13 protein-coding genes and 1 pseudogene are annotated in these 14,304 nt (G+C 68.7%); 5 read left to right on the top strand and 9 right to left on the bottom strand.

Annotation, left to right across the window (positions count from 1 at the left end; translation table 11 throughout):
* The first annotated feature begins 104 nt into the window (after nucleotides 1–104).
* Complete coding sequence (locus OOK07_RS22695; RefSeq protein ID WP_266682599.1) at nucleotides 105–1,685, top strand: GMC oxidoreductase; 1,581 nt, start codon at nucleotides 105–107, stop codon at nucleotides 1,683–1,685.
* Nucleotides 1,686–1,722: 37 nt separating this feature from the next.
* On the opposite strand, the gene OOK07_RS22690 is transcribed toward OOK07_RS22695, so the two are convergent.
* The 8 genes and pseudogenes from OOK07_RS22690 to OOK07_RS22655 all read right to left on the bottom strand — a co-directional run.
* The gene (locus tag OOK07_RS22690) at nucleotides 1,723–2,763 is read right to left on the bottom strand and encodes a cytochrome d ubiquinol oxidase subunit II (RefSeq protein WP_266798168.1); all 1,041 of its coding nucleotides are present in this window, start codon (nucleotides 2,761–2,763) and stop codon (nucleotides 1,723–1,725) included.
* Nucleotides 2,763–4,250 carry a cytochrome ubiquinol oxidase subunit I gene (locus OOK07_RS22685; protein ID WP_266798167.1) on the bottom strand — a complete coding sequence of 496 codons (1,488 nt, stop codon included), beginning with the start codon at nucleotides 4,248–4,250 and terminating at the stop codon, nucleotides 2,763–2,765. The genes OOK07_RS22690 and OOK07_RS22685 overlap by 1 nt, the downstream gene beginning before the upstream one ends.
* Before the next feature lie 88 nt (nucleotides 4,251–4,338).
* A complete protein-coding gene (locus OOK07_RS22680) occupies nucleotides 4,339–5,676 on the bottom strand; it encodes an NAD(P)/FAD-dependent oxidoreductase (RefSeq protein ID WP_266798166.1) in 1,338 nt (445 codons plus the stop codon).
* 6 nt (nucleotides 5,677–5,682) lie between these two features.
* A complete protein-coding gene (locus OOK07_RS22675) occupies nucleotides 5,683–6,489 on the bottom strand; it encodes an SDR family oxidoreductase (RefSeq protein WP_266802007.1) in 807 nt (268 codons plus the stop codon).
* A gap of 1,175 nt (nucleotides 6,490–7,664) precedes the next feature.
* Nucleotides 7,665–8,108 (bottom strand): PIN domain-containing protein, encoded by a 444-nt coding sequence (locus OOK07_RS22670; RefSeq protein WP_266682595.1) that lies wholly within the window; start codon nucleotides 8,106–8,108, stop codon nucleotides 7,665–7,667.
* A complete protein-coding gene (locus OOK07_RS22665) occupies nucleotides 8,105–8,365 on the bottom strand; it encodes a ribbon-helix-helix domain-containing protein (protein ID WP_266682594.1) in 261 nt (86 codons plus the stop codon). Before OOK07_RS22665 ends, OOK07_RS22670 begins: the two co-directional genes overlap by 4 nt.
* A gap of 784 nt (nucleotides 8,366–9,149) precedes the next feature.
* Entirely contained in the window at nucleotides 9,150–9,569 is a 420-nt protein-coding gene (locus OOK07_RS22660; protein ID WP_266802334.1) for a hypothetical protein, read from the bottom strand.
* 9 nt (nucleotides 9,570–9,578) lie between these two features.
* A pseudogene (locus tag OOK07_RS22655) lies at nucleotides 9,579–9,629 on the bottom strand (hypothetical protein); the annotation flags it as partial.
* A gap of 77 nt (nucleotides 9,630–9,706) precedes the next feature.
* Between OOK07_RS22655 and OOK07_RS22650 the strand changes: the two are divergent.
* Together OOK07_RS22650 and OOK07_RS22645 are read left to right on the top strand one after the other, a co-directional pair.
* Complete coding sequence (locus OOK07_RS22650) at nucleotides 9,707–10,195, top strand: zinc-binding dehydrogenase (protein ID WP_406312176.1); 489 nt, start codon at nucleotides 9,707–9,709, stop codon at nucleotides 10,193–10,195.
* Nucleotides 10,196–10,282: 87 nt separating this feature from the next.
* On the top strand, nucleotides 10,283–10,717 hold the full coding sequence (locus OOK07_RS22645; protein WP_266798165.1) for a nuclear transport factor 2 family protein: 435 nt from the start codon (nucleotides 10,283–10,285) through the stop codon (nucleotides 10,715–10,717).
* A gap of 127 nt (nucleotides 10,718–10,844) precedes the next feature.
* Here OOK07_RS22645 and OOK07_RS43730 read toward each other — a convergent pair whose 3' ends face one another.
* Nucleotides 10,845–11,159: a hypothetical protein gene (locus OOK07_RS43730; protein WP_524540337.1), complete on the bottom strand. Its 315-nt coding sequence runs from the start codon at nucleotides 11,157–11,159 to the stop codon at nucleotides 10,845–10,847.
* Between the two features lie 173 nt (nucleotides 11,160–11,332).
* Between OOK07_RS43730 and xynC the strand changes: the two genes are divergently transcribed.
* On the top strand, nucleotides 11,333–12,697 hold the full coding sequence (xynC, locus tag OOK07_RS22635; RefSeq protein WP_266798164.1) for a glucuronoarabinoxylan endo-1,4-beta-xylanase XynC: 1,365 nt from the start codon (nucleotides 11,333–11,335) through the stop codon (nucleotides 12,695–12,697).
* An 820-nt stretch (nucleotides 12,698–13,517) separates the two neighbouring features.
* Complete coding sequence (locus OOK07_RS22630; protein ID WP_266682591.1) at nucleotides 13,518–14,018, top strand: GNAT family N-acetyltransferase; 501 nt, start codon at nucleotides 13,518–13,520, stop codon at nucleotides 14,016–14,018.
* Nucleotides 14,019–14,304 lie beyond the last annotated feature (286 nt).

The raw sequence follows: 14,304 nt of genomic DNA, 5'->3' as shown, positions 1-14,304 counted from the left end.
ATGTCCCGAATGCGCGAATGTCCGTGCGGAACAGCACAGCCCGGAGTCCCCCGGACGGGCACTTCAGCCAGGACAGCCGACGACTCCTAGAACGGGACCCTCTCATGGCCGACGATCAGCACTACGACGTCATCGTCATCGGTACGGGAGCCGGCGGCGGCACGCTCGCCCACCGGCTGGCCCCCTCCGGAAAGCGGATCCTGATCCTGGAACGCGGCGGCTACCTGCCGCGGGAGCGGGACAACTGGGAATCCACCGCCGTCTTCGTCAAGGGCAAGTACCGTGCCCCGGAGTTCTGGTACGACAGGCATGGCAACCAGTTCCCGCCGGAGGTCAATTACTACGTCGGGGGCAACACCAAGTTCTACGGCGCCGCGCTCTTCCGGCTCCGGCCCGAGGACTTCGGCGAACTGCGCCACCACGACGGCATCTCTCCGGCCTGGCCGATCCGTTACGAGGACCTGGAGCCGTACTACACCCAGGCAGAGCACCTCTACCTGGTGCACGGCCGGCACGGCGAGGACCCCACCGGAGGGCCGACCAGCGCGCAGTACGCCTACCCGCCGGTCGAGCACGAGGCGCGCATCCAGCAGCTCAGCGACGATCTGGGGAAGGCCGGCCTGCACCCCTTCCACCTGCCGATCGGCGTGAACCTCACCCAGGACGAGCACGGCCGGGCCACCCACGACAGCGCCTGCATCCGCTGCGACCGGGTCGACGGCTTCCCCTGCCTGGTGGGTGCGAAGTCCGACGCGCAGGTGATCTGCGTCGACCCGGCGCTGAAGTACGACAACGTCACGATGGTGACCGACGCGAACGTACGGCGCCTGGAGACCGACCCGACCGGACGCACCGTCACCAGGGTGGTCGCCGAGCTCAGGAACGGAGCGACCGAGACGTTCGGCGCCGACATCGTGGTGGTCGCCGCCGGCGCGGTCAACTCTGCCGTTCTGCTGCTGCGTTCGGCCAACGACAAGCACCCCGGCGGCCTGGCCAACAGCTCGGACGTGGTGGGTCGCCACTACATGCGGCACAACAACCTGGCGCTGATGGCGATTTCGAAGGAACCGAACCCCACCAGATTCCAGAAGACCCTGGCGCTGAACGACTGGTACCTGGGCGCGGACGACTGGGAGTTTCCGCTCGGCGGCATCCAGATGCTCGGCAAGTCGGACTCCGAGCAGATCCACGGCGAGGCGCCGCGCTGGGCCGGTGCCGTCATGCCCGACATGCCCTTCGAGGTACTCGCCCACCACGCCGTCGACTTCTGGCTGTGCGGGGAGGACCTGCCCCTGCCCGAGAGCCGGGTCACCCTCGACAAGGACGACGCCATCCACCTGGCTCTCGACGAGAAGAACAACATCGCCGGGCTCAAGCGCCTCCAGCACAAGCTGCGGGGGATGCTCGGACACCTGGGCATGCACGAGCACCACCTGCTGGATCACAGCATCTACCTGCACAAGGGCATGCCGATCGGCGCCACCGCACACCAGGCCGGCACCGTGCGGTTCGGCGACGACCCGCGGAGTTCCGTCCTGGACGTCAACTGCAAGGCCCACGACCTCGACAACCTCTACGTCGTGGACACCAGTTTCTTCCCCAGCATCGGCGCGGTGAACCCGTCACTGACCGCCATCGCCAACGCCTTGCGGGTCGGCGACCACATCGCCGCCCGGCTGGGGTGACCGGGACGCCGTCGCACCGTGAACCGGCTGAACGTCGCTACAGGTTGTCGCCGGACATTCTGGCGGCCCGGGTGTCGGCGTCGGTGAGCTCCTCCAGCTCACCCATCGTGTCGAGCCGGTAGAGCAGTACCAGCGCCGGCCCGATCAGCACGATCGCGATGGCGGTGACGATCACCAGCCAGCGCAGGGTGTGGGCGGCCCCGGCCGCTTCGGCCACTGTCAGCGATGTGGGGAGCACGTAAGGCCGCTGCGCGAAGCCCCAGGCACCGACGACCAGGGCCACGCTCGCCACCGAGGTGTAGCGGGACCAGCCGTGGGACCGGCGCAGCAGAAGCAACACCGTGGCCAGACCGCAGACCGCAGCCAGAATGATCAGCAGCAGGCCCAAGCCACTGGTGAGGCCGTCCCAGACGTAGCGGGCGTCATTGTGCGTGACGGGCAGGGCGATGAGCGCGAGCACGACAACGGCGCCGAAGGCGATCAGTGCCCGTACGCGGAAGTAGTCGACGAGATCGTGCGCGCCGAACCGCAGGGCGTCGGAGCAGAGGAAGACCGCTCCGAGGAACGCGGCCGCGGCGATGGCCAGCAACCCCACGAGGACGGAGGTGCCGTTGGCCCAGGCGTCGGCCGAGGCGGTCGTGCCGACCTTGACCCGGCCGGAGGCGATGCCGCCGAGCACCGCCCCGAGGAAGAACGGCGTCACCAGCGACGAGACGGCGAACATCGCGCCGTAGACGCGTTGTTGGGCCAGGCGGCGGGTCGGCTTGCGCAGGGCGAACCCGGCGCCGCGGAGCACCAGGCCCACGGCGGCGAGGGCCAGCGGCAGCCACATCGCGGAGAAGACGGCCTGGAACATCGTCGGGAAACCGGTCCACATAATGACCAGAACGAAGATCAACCAGACGTTGTTGACCTCCCAGACCGGTGCCATGGCGTGGTCGATGAGCCAGCGCGGCCGCTTGCCGCGCTCGGTGCCGCCGGCCAGCAGGTCCCAGAAGCCCGCGCCGTAGTCAGTACCCCCGGCGCAGGCGTAGGCGGCGATCGCGATCACCAGCACCCATGCGATGAAGTCGGCCATCACGACGCACCGCCAGAGGTGTGACCGGACCCGCCGTCGTGCGCAGCCCCGGCGGTTGCGGGTTCGGGCTCGCTTCTGGGCCCGTAGGGGGTGTCGGTCTCCGGCGGCAGTTCGGCTCGCGCGACGGCCGAGCCCTCGTCGGCGATGCGCCAGCGGGTACGCATCTTCAGGACGACCGCGAGGAACGAGCCGAAAACGGCCACGTACACGACGACGACGACGCCGAGCATCGCCCACAGCGATCCGGCGCCGGTACTGGTCACCGCCTCCGAGACCCTCATGTGCTGATAGACGATCCAGGGCTGACGGCCGACCTCCGTGGTGATCCACCCGCACTCCACGGTGACCAGGCAGGCGACTCCCGCGAGCGCGGCACAGCGGTAGAACCAACGGCTGGCAGGGTTGTCCCGGTGCCGCCACCAGGACCAGGCGTACCAGAGCGCCAGCAGGATCAGCACGCTGCCGACGGTGACCATGATGTCGAACGCCCAGTGGGCGATGGTGGCCTGAGTCGCCGTCGGGCGGTCACTGGCGGCGACCGACGACAGGCCCGTCACCTTGGTGTCAGGGCTGAATCCGGCGAGGATCGAGTCCAGTTGGGGGATCTTGAGGCCGCCGGAGATCGTCCCGTCGGGATGCAGACGCCCGAACATGTACTCCGGTACATGGGTGTCCGTCTTCCAGACGATCTCGGTGGCGGCGAACTTGATCGGCTGCTTGTGGAAAACGGCGCGGGCGGCGGAGTCGCCGAGCATGAACTGGATCGGGGTGAGGATCGCGGCAACCGTGAACGGCACGGCGAAGCCGAGCCGGTGGTAGCGGTCGCGGCGCCCGCGCAGCCAGCCGACCGCGTACACACCGGCGACCACGTAGCCGGCGGTCAGGAGCATCGCGACCACGAAATGCCAGTACTCCGGGCCGAACATCGGTGTGAAGATCGTCTGCTGCACATTTACGTCGACAGGGTTGCCCTGGGCATCCAGGCGAAACCCCTGCGGGGTGTTCATCCAGGAGTTCGCCGCGATGATGCCGAACGCCCCCATGAGGGCGGTCGGCGGCAGCGGCACGGCCAGCCAGAAGTGCGTCCAGGGCTTGAGCCGCCGCCAGCCGTAAAGGTAGATCGCGATCAGTACGGCCTCCAGGAAGAACGCCCACGCCTCGACGCCGAACCCGAGGCCGAAGACGTCGCCCCAGCGGCCCATCATGCCGGGCCACAGCAAGCCGAACTCGAAGGACAGAACGGTGCCGGTGACGATGCCGATAGCGAACTGAACGGCCATCACCGCCGACCAGCGCCGGGCGAGGGTGAGGGCGACGGGGTCGTTGCGGCGGAGCGCCCGGTGGTGCATGAGCAGCGTGATGAACGGCAGTGCGACCCCGAAAGGGACCAGCAGGATGTGCGAGGCCAAGGTGAAGGCCATCAACTCTCGTGCCGGCAGGAGTTGGTCCGGGGTGCTGTTCGCCAGCAGGGCAACGGTGCTGAGCATGTGCGCCTCGATGGTCTGCCCTGCGAAGTGGCGGGGCTGAGGAGGGACAGGATGCGGAGGGCGCCCGTAGAGGATCGGCCGGGGCCCGTCAGGGAGGCGGAGGTGCCTCCGGGCCGCCCACCCGGGCCGCCGACCTGTCGATGTCGGGCATGGTGAAGGCGCGTTCGCGGCGCGAGCTGCCGGCGAAGGCGACGGACCAGCTGAGCACCGCTCCCAGCCTGCTGCGGAAGCCGGTGAGGAAGGCCAGGTGGATGAAGAGCCAGGCGAGCCAGCCGGTGAAGCCCGACAGATGCAGCGGGCCGGCCTTGACCACGGCCCGACCGCGAGCGATGTAGGCGGCGCTGCCCAGATCCACGTACTTGAAGGGCTTCGGCGCCTTCGTCCTGCCTTCAACGGCGTGCCGCAACATCCGGCCCGCGTACGCGCCCGACTGCATGGCGACCTCGGCCAGGCCCGGCAGCCGGTTCAGGCTCATCACGTCGCCGGTGACTCGGATCTCCGGATGGCCGGGGACGGTGAGGTCGGGTTCGACGAGGATGCGTCCGGCCCGGTCCTGTTTGGCACCGGTCGCCCGGGCCAGCGCGGCGGCGATCGGCGGCGCCTCGACGCCCGCCGTCCACAGCACGGTGCGTGCGCCGAACCGGGTTGTCCTGCCGTCGTGGTCTTGTACGGTCAGGCCGTGCGCGTCGATGTCGGTGACCATCGTGCCCAGGTGGAGCTCGACACCGAGGTGGTGCAGGGTCCGGGCAGCACGGTGGGCGAGTGGCGGGCCGAACGCGCCGAGCACCGCGTCGGACCCCTCGAAAAGCAGCACCCGGGCCTTGGCGGAATCAATCGCCTGGAACTCCCGGTCGAGCGTGTGGCCGGCGATCTCCCGGATCTGTCCCGCGAGTTCGACACCGGTCGGGCCGCCGCCGACCAGCGCGAAGGTGAGCCATTGCTGCCGTTCCCGGTCGTTCGCCGCCGTTTCGGCCATCTCGAACGCCCGGTAGATCCGTCGGCGGATGTCCAGCGCATCGTCCAGGGTCTTCATTCCGGGGGCGTGCGCGGCGAACTCGTCGTGCCCGAAGTAGGACTGACGCATGCCCACCGCGACGATCAGATCGTCGTAGGGCAGCTGAACAATTCCGCCCTCGGGTCGCCGGGCGTGCACCAGCCGGGCGCCGGCATCCACGTCGGTGGCCTCGGCGAGCACGCACCTCACGTTGTGGTGGCGCCGCAGGACCCCGCGCAACGGTTGTGCGATCTGCCCCTCGGACAGGATCCCGGAGGCGCACTGGTACAGCAGCGGCTGGAAGAGGTGGTGGGCACGGCGGTCGACCACGGTTACCGCGACCGGTGACTTCCGTAGTGCGCGGGCGGCGAACAGCCCCGCGAACCCTCCGCCGAGGATGACCACCCGGCGGGGCGTGACGTGATCCTGCACCGGAGATCAGCCTCCGGTGGCGAAGCCGGGAAAGAGCGTCATTCCGCCGTCGACGTAGAGGGTGGTCCCGACGACGTAGTCGAGCAGGTCGGACGCCATGGCGACGACGGCGTTGGCGATGTCGTCCGGGTCTCCGACGCGGCGGTACGGGATCAGGCGCAGCAGGTCTGCCTCGGCCTCGGGGGTGGACCAGGCGTCACGGTTGATCGGTGTGCGGATGGCGCCGGGTGCGACCGCGTTGACCCTGATCCGCTTGGGGGCCAGCTCCTGGGCGAGGGTCTGCATCAGCATGCCCACACCGCCCTTGGAGGAGGCGTAGTTCACGTGCCCCGACCACGGGACGATCTGGTGGACCGAACTCATGCAGATGATCTTCCCCGCCGACCGGGAGACCTCCTCCACCACGCCGCGCCGGACGAACTCCTTGGCGGCCTCCCGCGCGCACAGGAACTGGCCGGTCAGGTTGACGTCGATGACCTTCTGCCACTGGGCGAGCGTCATGTCCGTCACGGCCGCGTCCCGCTGGAGGCCCGCGTTGGCCACCATGATGTCGATAGTGCCGAACTCCTCGACCATCCGCGCGACCATGGCGTTCACCTGGTCCTCGTCGGACACGTCGGCCTCGTGGGCGTAGGCGCGAACCCCGAAGCCCTGGATGTCCTTCACGACGTTCTCTGCCTCGTGCGCACCGACGACGTAGTTCACCACTACGTCCGCTCCGGCCCGGCCCAGGGCGATGGCGGTCGCCAGGCCGATGCCCGAATTGGCACCGGTCACCAGCGCCTTCTGGCCCCTGAGAAGCTGCGCGGGCATTGCCCCGCGGCTCTCGCTGACGTTTCCAGCCACCACGATCTCTCCTTCTGCGTTGCGGACGGACGCCCTCAGCGACCGGACGACGCGCTGGAGAACAGCTGGACGTCGGCCGGCCCGTCAGGACAGACACAGGAGCCGTCGCACACCCGGCCCCCCCGACGAAAGCACCCTGCACCGCAGCGGGACGGATAGGCGCGCAACGCAGCCACACTTGGACTGGGCACGTCACACAGTCGGGCTACGAACTGCACCCAAACACCGCGAGTTGCCGGGGAAGACCACGACGTGGTCCTGAAGGGACCGACGACAGCCCGGTATCCCCGCCGAAGGCCGCAAGCGCGTCTTCGACCGCTTCACCCACCCCGGCCACGTCCGCACCCGCGTAGACGGCGGCACCGGCCGCCGCCTGGCCATCGCCACCACCCGCAGCGGCACGTTCACCGTCCGAGCCCACACCAGCTCCCAAGTTGGTGGTGGCAGGGATCTCGACCCAGCCGCCTGGGCCTGTCCAAGCGATGCCGGCGACGTACTCGTCGCCAGCCCTCTGTACCTGCACGGAATCACTCAGCTTGGCCGGCTGTCCGGCCAGCACTGAACCCTCCTCCCTGTGCTCGCGCAACGGTGCTTTCCCGGTCAGCGCTCGCTTCCAGGGCTCAGGTGGTCGTCAGCCGCGAAGAGGCACTCCCTGCGCCCAATCGCCCGCGTCGTGCCCATAGCGTGCCCTTGCGACCGGTCAACCACGGTCAACAGCGGTGCGCTGCCGAGCGCCACACCCGAGCACACACCGCCAGGCCAGAAGCTGTCTGACCGTCCAGGCGCCGTCGCTTCCCAAGCTGAGAGTGCGAGTTCGATTCTCGTCACCCGCTCTTGTTGAAGCCCCAGGTCAACAGCCTGGGGCTTTTACGCGAGCGGGGCTCTCCCGCATTTTCTGGCACGTGTCGCGCTCGAAGATGGGGCATGCGGAGGGCACGAGTGCCTTGCGGGTGCAGCGCGCTCACGTTGCAGCACAACGCTGACCTGCGACTTCACGTCAACCATGAGCAGGTTCGCGTGGTCGGAGCACTCAGCCTGCCCGTCCCGGGCGACGCCGGGCGCCTACCGCTCATCGCGCGTCTCGACAAGACGGGGCACAACTTCCTTGCGGGAGCAGGCGCTTGGCCGCCGAGGATCTCGCGTCATAGCGGAAGGTCGTCCGGGAGTACCCGGAACGCCTTGTAGCGGCCCAAGGGGCGTACGGCCCTGAAGTCCCTTCGGTCGAGGGTGAGGATCGCATCGGTGTCGTAGTCGGCCGCGAGCGCCACGTTCACCGCGTCGGCGAGGTCCAGGTCGAGCGCGCCGTAGCGGACGCGGACGGACTGCGCGGCGCCCAAGTGGTCCTCCGTGATCTCGGGCATGACGACCCGACCCCGGCTCATCCAGCGCCGCAGGTCGTCGACCGCGCTGACGGCAGCTGCGCGTCCCAACTCGCGCGTGGCCACGTGATCGAGTTCCGCCAGCAGGAGGGGGGACATGACCAGGAGACCGGCCGCCATGATCGCCTCATTCGCCGCTCCGTGCTCCGGGTGCGTCAAGTCGAGAGCGGCCAGGAGGCCGGACGTGTCGGCGATGACGATGATCACGCGGCGCTTCCGGAGTCCGTCTCGCGGCGGACCGCGTCAGCGACCGCGTCACGGACCTCAGCCTTGGATGACGTACGACCCGGCCCCTCGAACGTCCGCGAGAAAAGCGGCTCGTCCCAGACCCGGTTCGCCATGGCCGCGAGATGGATGCCCTGACGGATGATCTCGGCCTCGCTTATGCCCCGCCGCTTGGCCGCCTCCTTGATGATCGCCAGGTCCTCGGGGTCGGCGTAGACGTTCGTGCGCTTCATGGACATGTACCAAGCGTAGCCTATGTACTGGATTGATGTATGTCGTGCGTCCCTGCCTGCCCGCATACCGTCTACCGACAGCGACCATGCAGACCATGCGGAAACTGGCCGTGCCGGTCGCCGCCACCTCACCATCCTGAACAGCGATCAGGGTCTACGCGGCGCCCCGGGATGATCACCACCCCACCGACTCACGCCGCCAGCGCCACATCCTCGCCGTGGCAAATGGGAACGACAACAACGTGTTCGCCGCCGTCACCGGCCAGGCACTCCAGAGATACGGCCCACCAGCGGGCGTGTGCACGCGCGAAGACGCCCCGAGCCGGACATCTCCGGGGGCCGAGCCAAGCGCTGAGCCCGTTTCGCGCGAGCTCTCTGTCGCCTCCTTCCTTAAAGCCGTGCCCACAGCGTGCCCATAAGAGCGGACAACCACAGGCAACAGCGGTCCAGCCAGGCACAGGCAACGACGGAGGGGCGATGCATCCACGCAGGTCAGTGGCCATACGGCCACGCAAGCGCCGTCGCTTCCCAAGCTGAGAGTGCGAGTTCGACTCTCGTCACCCGCTCCATTTTGAAACCCCAGATCAGTGGCCTGGGGTTTATCCATTGGTGGAGACCTTCGAGCAGGTCCTGGCCCGTCCGGCTCAGGGCGGGCGGGGGCACACGGGGTGCAAGGGCCCGATCGGTGTTCTTCCCCAACTGCACTGCTCAGCAGGCAACTTGCTTGAAATGCGAGGCCCACGCGGGACACGGTTCGAGGCCATCGGGTTGCCGTCTGCCCGGCGAGAGGTCAGGAGTCCCGGGCAGACGTCGACGTCCGTCGCCGTGGCCGCGCCGCCGCCGACGACTGCGTCGACGGGTTCCAGCCGTACCAGCCGCTGGGTGAGGCTCGCGTCCCGGCCGTCAGGGAGGGGTGGACCCGGCCGAATCCGAGATCGGTGTCGCCGCGCAGCAACGCCTCCGCCACCGACGGCCAGTCCCGTCCGGGGCTCGGCTCCCACCGCACCGGGCCGAGTGCCTGTACCGCGTCGGCGACCGTGCGCATCGGCGCGTACAGATGTCCCCAGGTGTCGATCCGTACGACCGGTCCGGCATCCGTCACCGCCGCGATCGCGCGATCGCCCGCAGCGAGCGCGTCGAGTGCGGCCGGCAGAAACCGCTCCCCCGCCTCGCTCAGCCGGACCCCACCCTGGCGCCCGAACAGCTGCACGGACAGCTGCTTCTCCAGCCGCGCTATGCGCTTGGACAGCGCCTGCTGGCTGGTGTTCAGCTCTTCGGCGGCCCTCCCGAAGTGCAGGGTCCGGGCTGTCGCGACGGCGGATCCTGCTGACCGGTGCTTCCGGGGGTGTGGGCCACTTCGTCACCGAGCCGGCGACCGCCGCCGGGGCCCAGGTCACCGCCGTGACCAGGAACGCCGAGCGCGGCGCGCGGCTCGCGGAACTCGGCGCCACCGATGTCGTGCACCACGTCACCGATGCTCAGGGCCCTTACGACATCGTGCTGGAGTCGACCGGCGGGCCGGCACTCTCCCTCGCGCTCGCGCGGCTCGCCAGGCGCGGCACGGTGATCTGGTTCGGGCAGGCCAGCCGCATGCCGGCGACGCTCGACTTCTTCGACTTCTTCACCGGGCCCGAATCGGCTTCCATCCGTCATTTCCACTACCTCGACGCGGACAGCCGCCTCGACGAGGATCTGGCGACGCTCGTCCGGCTGACCGCCGAAGGCCGACTGCACCCCGAGATCGGCCGTGTCACCGACTGGGCCGACACCGCGACCGTCCTCGCCGACCTGCGCGACCGCCGGATCCGCGGCAAGGCCGTCCTCAGCATGTCCTGAAGCTCACCACCCTGTCCTGAACCTCACCACGCTGTCCTGAACCTCACCGAAACGACCGGCGGCAAGACCGGCCGAAGGAGCAGAATCATGATCACCAGCGATCCCAGGGCCATCGTCATCCGCTATGTCGAGGCCGTGCGCGACGGCGACGGCGACGTCATCCACGACAGCTTCCATGCGGACGCGAGCCGGCACTATCCGGGCGACCTGCCCATCTCCAAGTTGTGGCACGGACGCGACGCGATCATCAACGAGTTCCTCGGCGGCATGGGACCTGCCTTCGTCCCCGGCACCCTGGAAATCGAACTGGTCAGCACCATCGCCGAGGGCGACCGCGTGGTGGCCGAATGGACCGCCAGGGCCACGACCGTACGCGGCGACACCTACGACAACCGTTGCCTCGGCATCTACACGGTCCGCGGCGGCAGGATCGCCTCGGTCATCGAATACGCCGACACCCGGCACGTGGCCGCAACCCTCTTCCCGGACGAGGACGCTCACCGTCCCGCCGGCACCGAGTGACCCTCCCCGAGGGCGCGGGCCTCGTCGATCATCCCGTTCCTCCACCCACCTATCGGCGCAAGTACGGAAGCCCACGGCACCGGCCTCCGGGTCACGACACTCGCCATGGCGGATCTCCGTCTGCTTCTCAGCAAGCCAGTCGTCCGTGTCCTGCCGTCGTCTTGAAGGTGACCGGGGCCGGACGCATTACGCCCTCGGGCCCCGGATATCGAGCCTGGCATCGGCCGGAGGAAAGCCGTCTGATCGCCCCGAAGCGGCGCCGCCTGCCTTTGCTGTTGGCTCGGACAGCTGCCTGATCGGCTCGACAGTGCAGTGGTGCTTCGCCGGCTTCGCTGCGACCATCCCGCCCACACTCGTCGCACGCTGAGGCTGAGGCTGAGGCTTGCGGTGGCGAGTGGTAGTCGTTAGCTTGCCGACTTACCCAACAGGCGTAATCCTGCACGCTGTTCGCGACTTCGAACGGCGTAGGTGGCTCGCCAAGCCGCCCGGGGCAGGCCGAGGCAACGAGCGACAGCACCTCCCTTCCGTAAGACCAGCGCGTGGTCCTTCGCTCGAATGAGAGCGCTACCAAACGCGCGCCGGTCAGGTCCGCACCGACAACCACGAAGAGGAGACATGACGCAGGATCGGAATGAGCCCGTGAGCACCGAGCGTCGATCGCCGAGCCGCAGAACCGTCCTGGTGACGTTGGGGGCCCTGCCGGTCCTCACGGCCACGGCGTCGACCGTGGAGGCTTCCGAAGCCACGGCCGCGACTGCTGCCGCCTCGGCGGTCATCGACCCGTCGGCGCGGCGGCAGACGATTCGGGGCTTCGGCGGCATGACCCACTCGGCGTGGATCGGCGACCTGACAGCCGCCCAGCGGGACACGGCGTTCGGCACCGGCGAGGACCGGCTGGGGTTATCCGTGCTGAGGATTCCCGTACCCGAGAATCGGGCGGACTGGAACCGTGATGTGGCGACGGCGAGGCGCGCGACCGAGCTCGGGGCGACCGTCATCGCGTCGCCGTGGAATCCCCCCGCCGACATGGTCGAGACCTTCGCCCACGGCAGTCAGACCAACGCGAGACGCCTCAGGTACGACATGTACGGCGCCTATGCCCAGCACCTCAACGACTTCAACGGGTTCCTGCGGAACAACGGGGTGAACCTGTACGGCATATCGGTGCAGAACGAGCCCGATTACGCTCAGGACTGGACGTGGTGGACCCCCGCCGAAATGGTCCGGTTCCTGCGGGAGAACGCCGGCTCGATCGGCACCAGGGTCATCGCGCCCGAGTCCTTCCAGTACCGGAAGAACATGTCGGACCCGATCCTCAACGACTCCGTGGCGCTCGCCAACGTGGACATCATCGGGGCCCACCTCTACGGCACGCCGTTCGCGGACTTCCCCTATCCCCTCTTCAAACAGAAGGGCGCGGGCAAAGAACTCTGGATGACCGAGGTCTACTACCCCAACAGCACCGATTCGGCGGACCTCTGGCCCCAGGCGCTCGACGTGGGGGAGCACATCCACCACGCCATGGTGGACGCCGAGTTCCAGGCGTACATCTGGTGGTACATCCGGCGCAGCTACGGCCCCATGCGGGAGGACGGCCGGATCAGCAAGCGCGGCGCCACCATGGCACACTTCGCGAGGTTCGTCCGCCCCGGACACGTGCGGATCGAGGCGACGGCGAACCCGGCGCCGAACGTCTACGTCTCGGCGTACCGGGGCGGTCAGCCCACGGTCGTCGTCGTTGCCATCAACAAGGGGACTGCCGCGGTGAGCCAGCAGTTCTCCCTGGCGAACAGCAGGATTTCCAGTGTCGCGTCCTGGCTGACCGATGCGAGCAGGAACGTCGCGTCCCAGGGCACGACCGGCGTGTCGAACGGCTCCTTCACCGCCACGCTTCCCGCTCGAAGCGTGACGACCTTCGTGGCCGGCGTGACCGGGGCTTCCGGCGGGATCGACGACCAGGCCGAAGGCGGGCAGCGGTAGCACCACCGTCCGGCATACGGCGCCGTCGCGGATACTCGCCCCGGTCGACACGAACGTGCGCCCCGGGTGCGGACGCCCCGGGGCGCACGTTCTGCGAGCGCCTTCGCCATGCCCTGATCGCGTTCGGTCCGGAGGCTCTGCCGGCCCGCCGGTGGCGCGCGGCCCCGCTCTGGCGACTTCCTGTGGGGGCGCGGGAAGACATGGCGTGACGCCACAGCAGATGATCTGTGGGACTTCGAGGACTGGCGGACCCGCTCGCTGCGGAATCCGCGCCGGGTCGGTGGGGCACGGTGGAACCGCGGGCTGGCCGCTCTGATCCGGCTGTACGAGTGGGCGGTGCAGCGAGATCACGTCACGCTCAGCCCGGTGATCATGCGGTCGGTGGCCGGGAGGAGCGGTCCGCGTGTGCTGGTGCCGGCGGCCTGGGCGAGGAACGCCCGTGCCAGTGAGGTCCGTTGGCTGACGCCGCGGGCATTTCGCCGTTGGGTGGAGGTCGGTATGCGGGGGTATGGCGCTGACGGCTTGCCGTCAGCCAGGTGGGCCGGGCGACTGGCCGATCGCAACGGTGCCTTCGCTGATCTGCTGTTCTCCTCCGGGATTCGACTGACGGAGGGGGCTTCGTTGCTGACCCTGGAGGTCCCGCGCCTTCGGCTGGAGGGCGGTCGCCGCTACGTCGGGCGGCTCGCTCAACCGCTTCCTTGTGCTGCGTCTCGCTGACCTGCGTGATGCGTGGGCTCGGTTCGTTGAGACAGACCACGGTTGCCCGTCTCACGTGGTCTCAGTCGCCCGGCTTGGGGAGTGGCGTCGATAGGGTGTCGCCATGCCGTATTGGCCGATGCCGCTCCAACTCGACACCGCCCGGCTGACGTTGCGTCAGTGGACCGAGTCCGACATCGACGGCCATCGCGTGCTCGTCGCCGAACGGGGTGGTGGCATGCCGTCGATCGAGGACAACCGGCGGATGATCGAGGATCAGCGGGCTGCGTCGGCGCTGACAGGGATTGCTCTGCTGCCTGTCATCCGCCGCGAAGCGGGCGACTTCATCGGGTATTGCGGGCTCACTGTCGGTCGGGCCTCTGTTGACGAGCCGGAGATCGCCTATGAGCTGTTCCGGCGCGTGCACGGGCAGGGCTATGCCACCGAGGCGGCGTCCGCGGTGCTCGACGCGGCGATCGCGACCGGGCGGAAACGGCTCTGGTCGACGGTGCGTCCCTGGAACGCGCCATCGTTTCGCGTCCTCGAAAAGCTTGGGTTCCAGCGCGACCACGTCTCGGCCGAAGACAGTGGCGAAGTGGTGTGGCTCACCCGTTCCCTGCCCTAGGAGACGCGCTGCGGTCAGTTCGAATCGGCCACGCTCCGTCGGAGGCACTACCGCCGAGCCGGTACTCCTCGGTCCGGTCCGCTCAGATCGTCGGACCCCTGCCACAGTTCGGCGGGCGGGCAGGATGATCGTCATGTTCCGCGCCTTGGATGGTGCCACCTCGTTCCACGACCTGTTCGCCACACACCCTCGCCTGACCGACTTGCTCCTAGCGCCCGACGGAACGCACTTGATCGCGTCCGTGCATGCCTTCGGCGCAGGCCTCGGCCCTGACGAACCCCACACC

It is taken from the genome of Streptomyces sp. NBC_00078 (genome assembly GCF_026343335.1).
GTDB lineage: Bacteria > Actinomycetota > Actinomycetes > Streptomycetales > Streptomycetaceae > Streptomyces.
The sequence above is the reverse complement of the archived record's forward strand: the minus strand, read 5'-3'. Positions and strand labels throughout refer to the sequence as shown.

Coding starts and splice junctions, on each gene's coding strand:
- OOK07_RS22695 (WP_266682599.1), top strand. CDS start 105: ATGGCCGACGATCAGCACTACGACGTCATCGTCATCGGTACGGGAGCC.
- OOK07_RS22690 (WP_266798168.1), bottom strand. CDS start 2,763: ATGGCCGACTTCATCGCATGGGTGCTGGTGATCGCGATCGCCGCCTAC.
- OOK07_RS22685 (WP_266798167.1), bottom strand. CDS start 4,250: ATGCTCAGCACCGTTGCCCTGCTGGCGAACAGCACCCCGGACCAACTC.
- OOK07_RS22675 (WP_266802007.1), bottom strand. CDS start 6,489: ATGCCCGCGCAGCTTCTCAGGGGCCAGAAGGCGCTGGTGACCGGTGCC.
- OOK07_RS22665 (WP_266682594.1), bottom strand. CDS start 8,365: ATGTCCATGAAGCGCACGAACGTCTACGCCGACCCCGAGGACCTGGCG.
- OOK07_RS22645 (WP_266798165.1), top strand. CDS start 10,283: ATGATCACCAGCGATCCCAGGGCCATCGTCATCCGCTATGTCGAGGCC.
- xynC (WP_266798164.1), top strand. CDS start 11,333: ATGACGCAGGATCGGAATGAGCCCGTGAGCACCGAGCGTCGATCGCCG.
- OOK07_RS22630 (WP_266682591.1), top strand. CDS start 13,518: ATGCCGTATTGGCCGATGCCGCTCCAACTCGACACCGCCCGGCTGACG.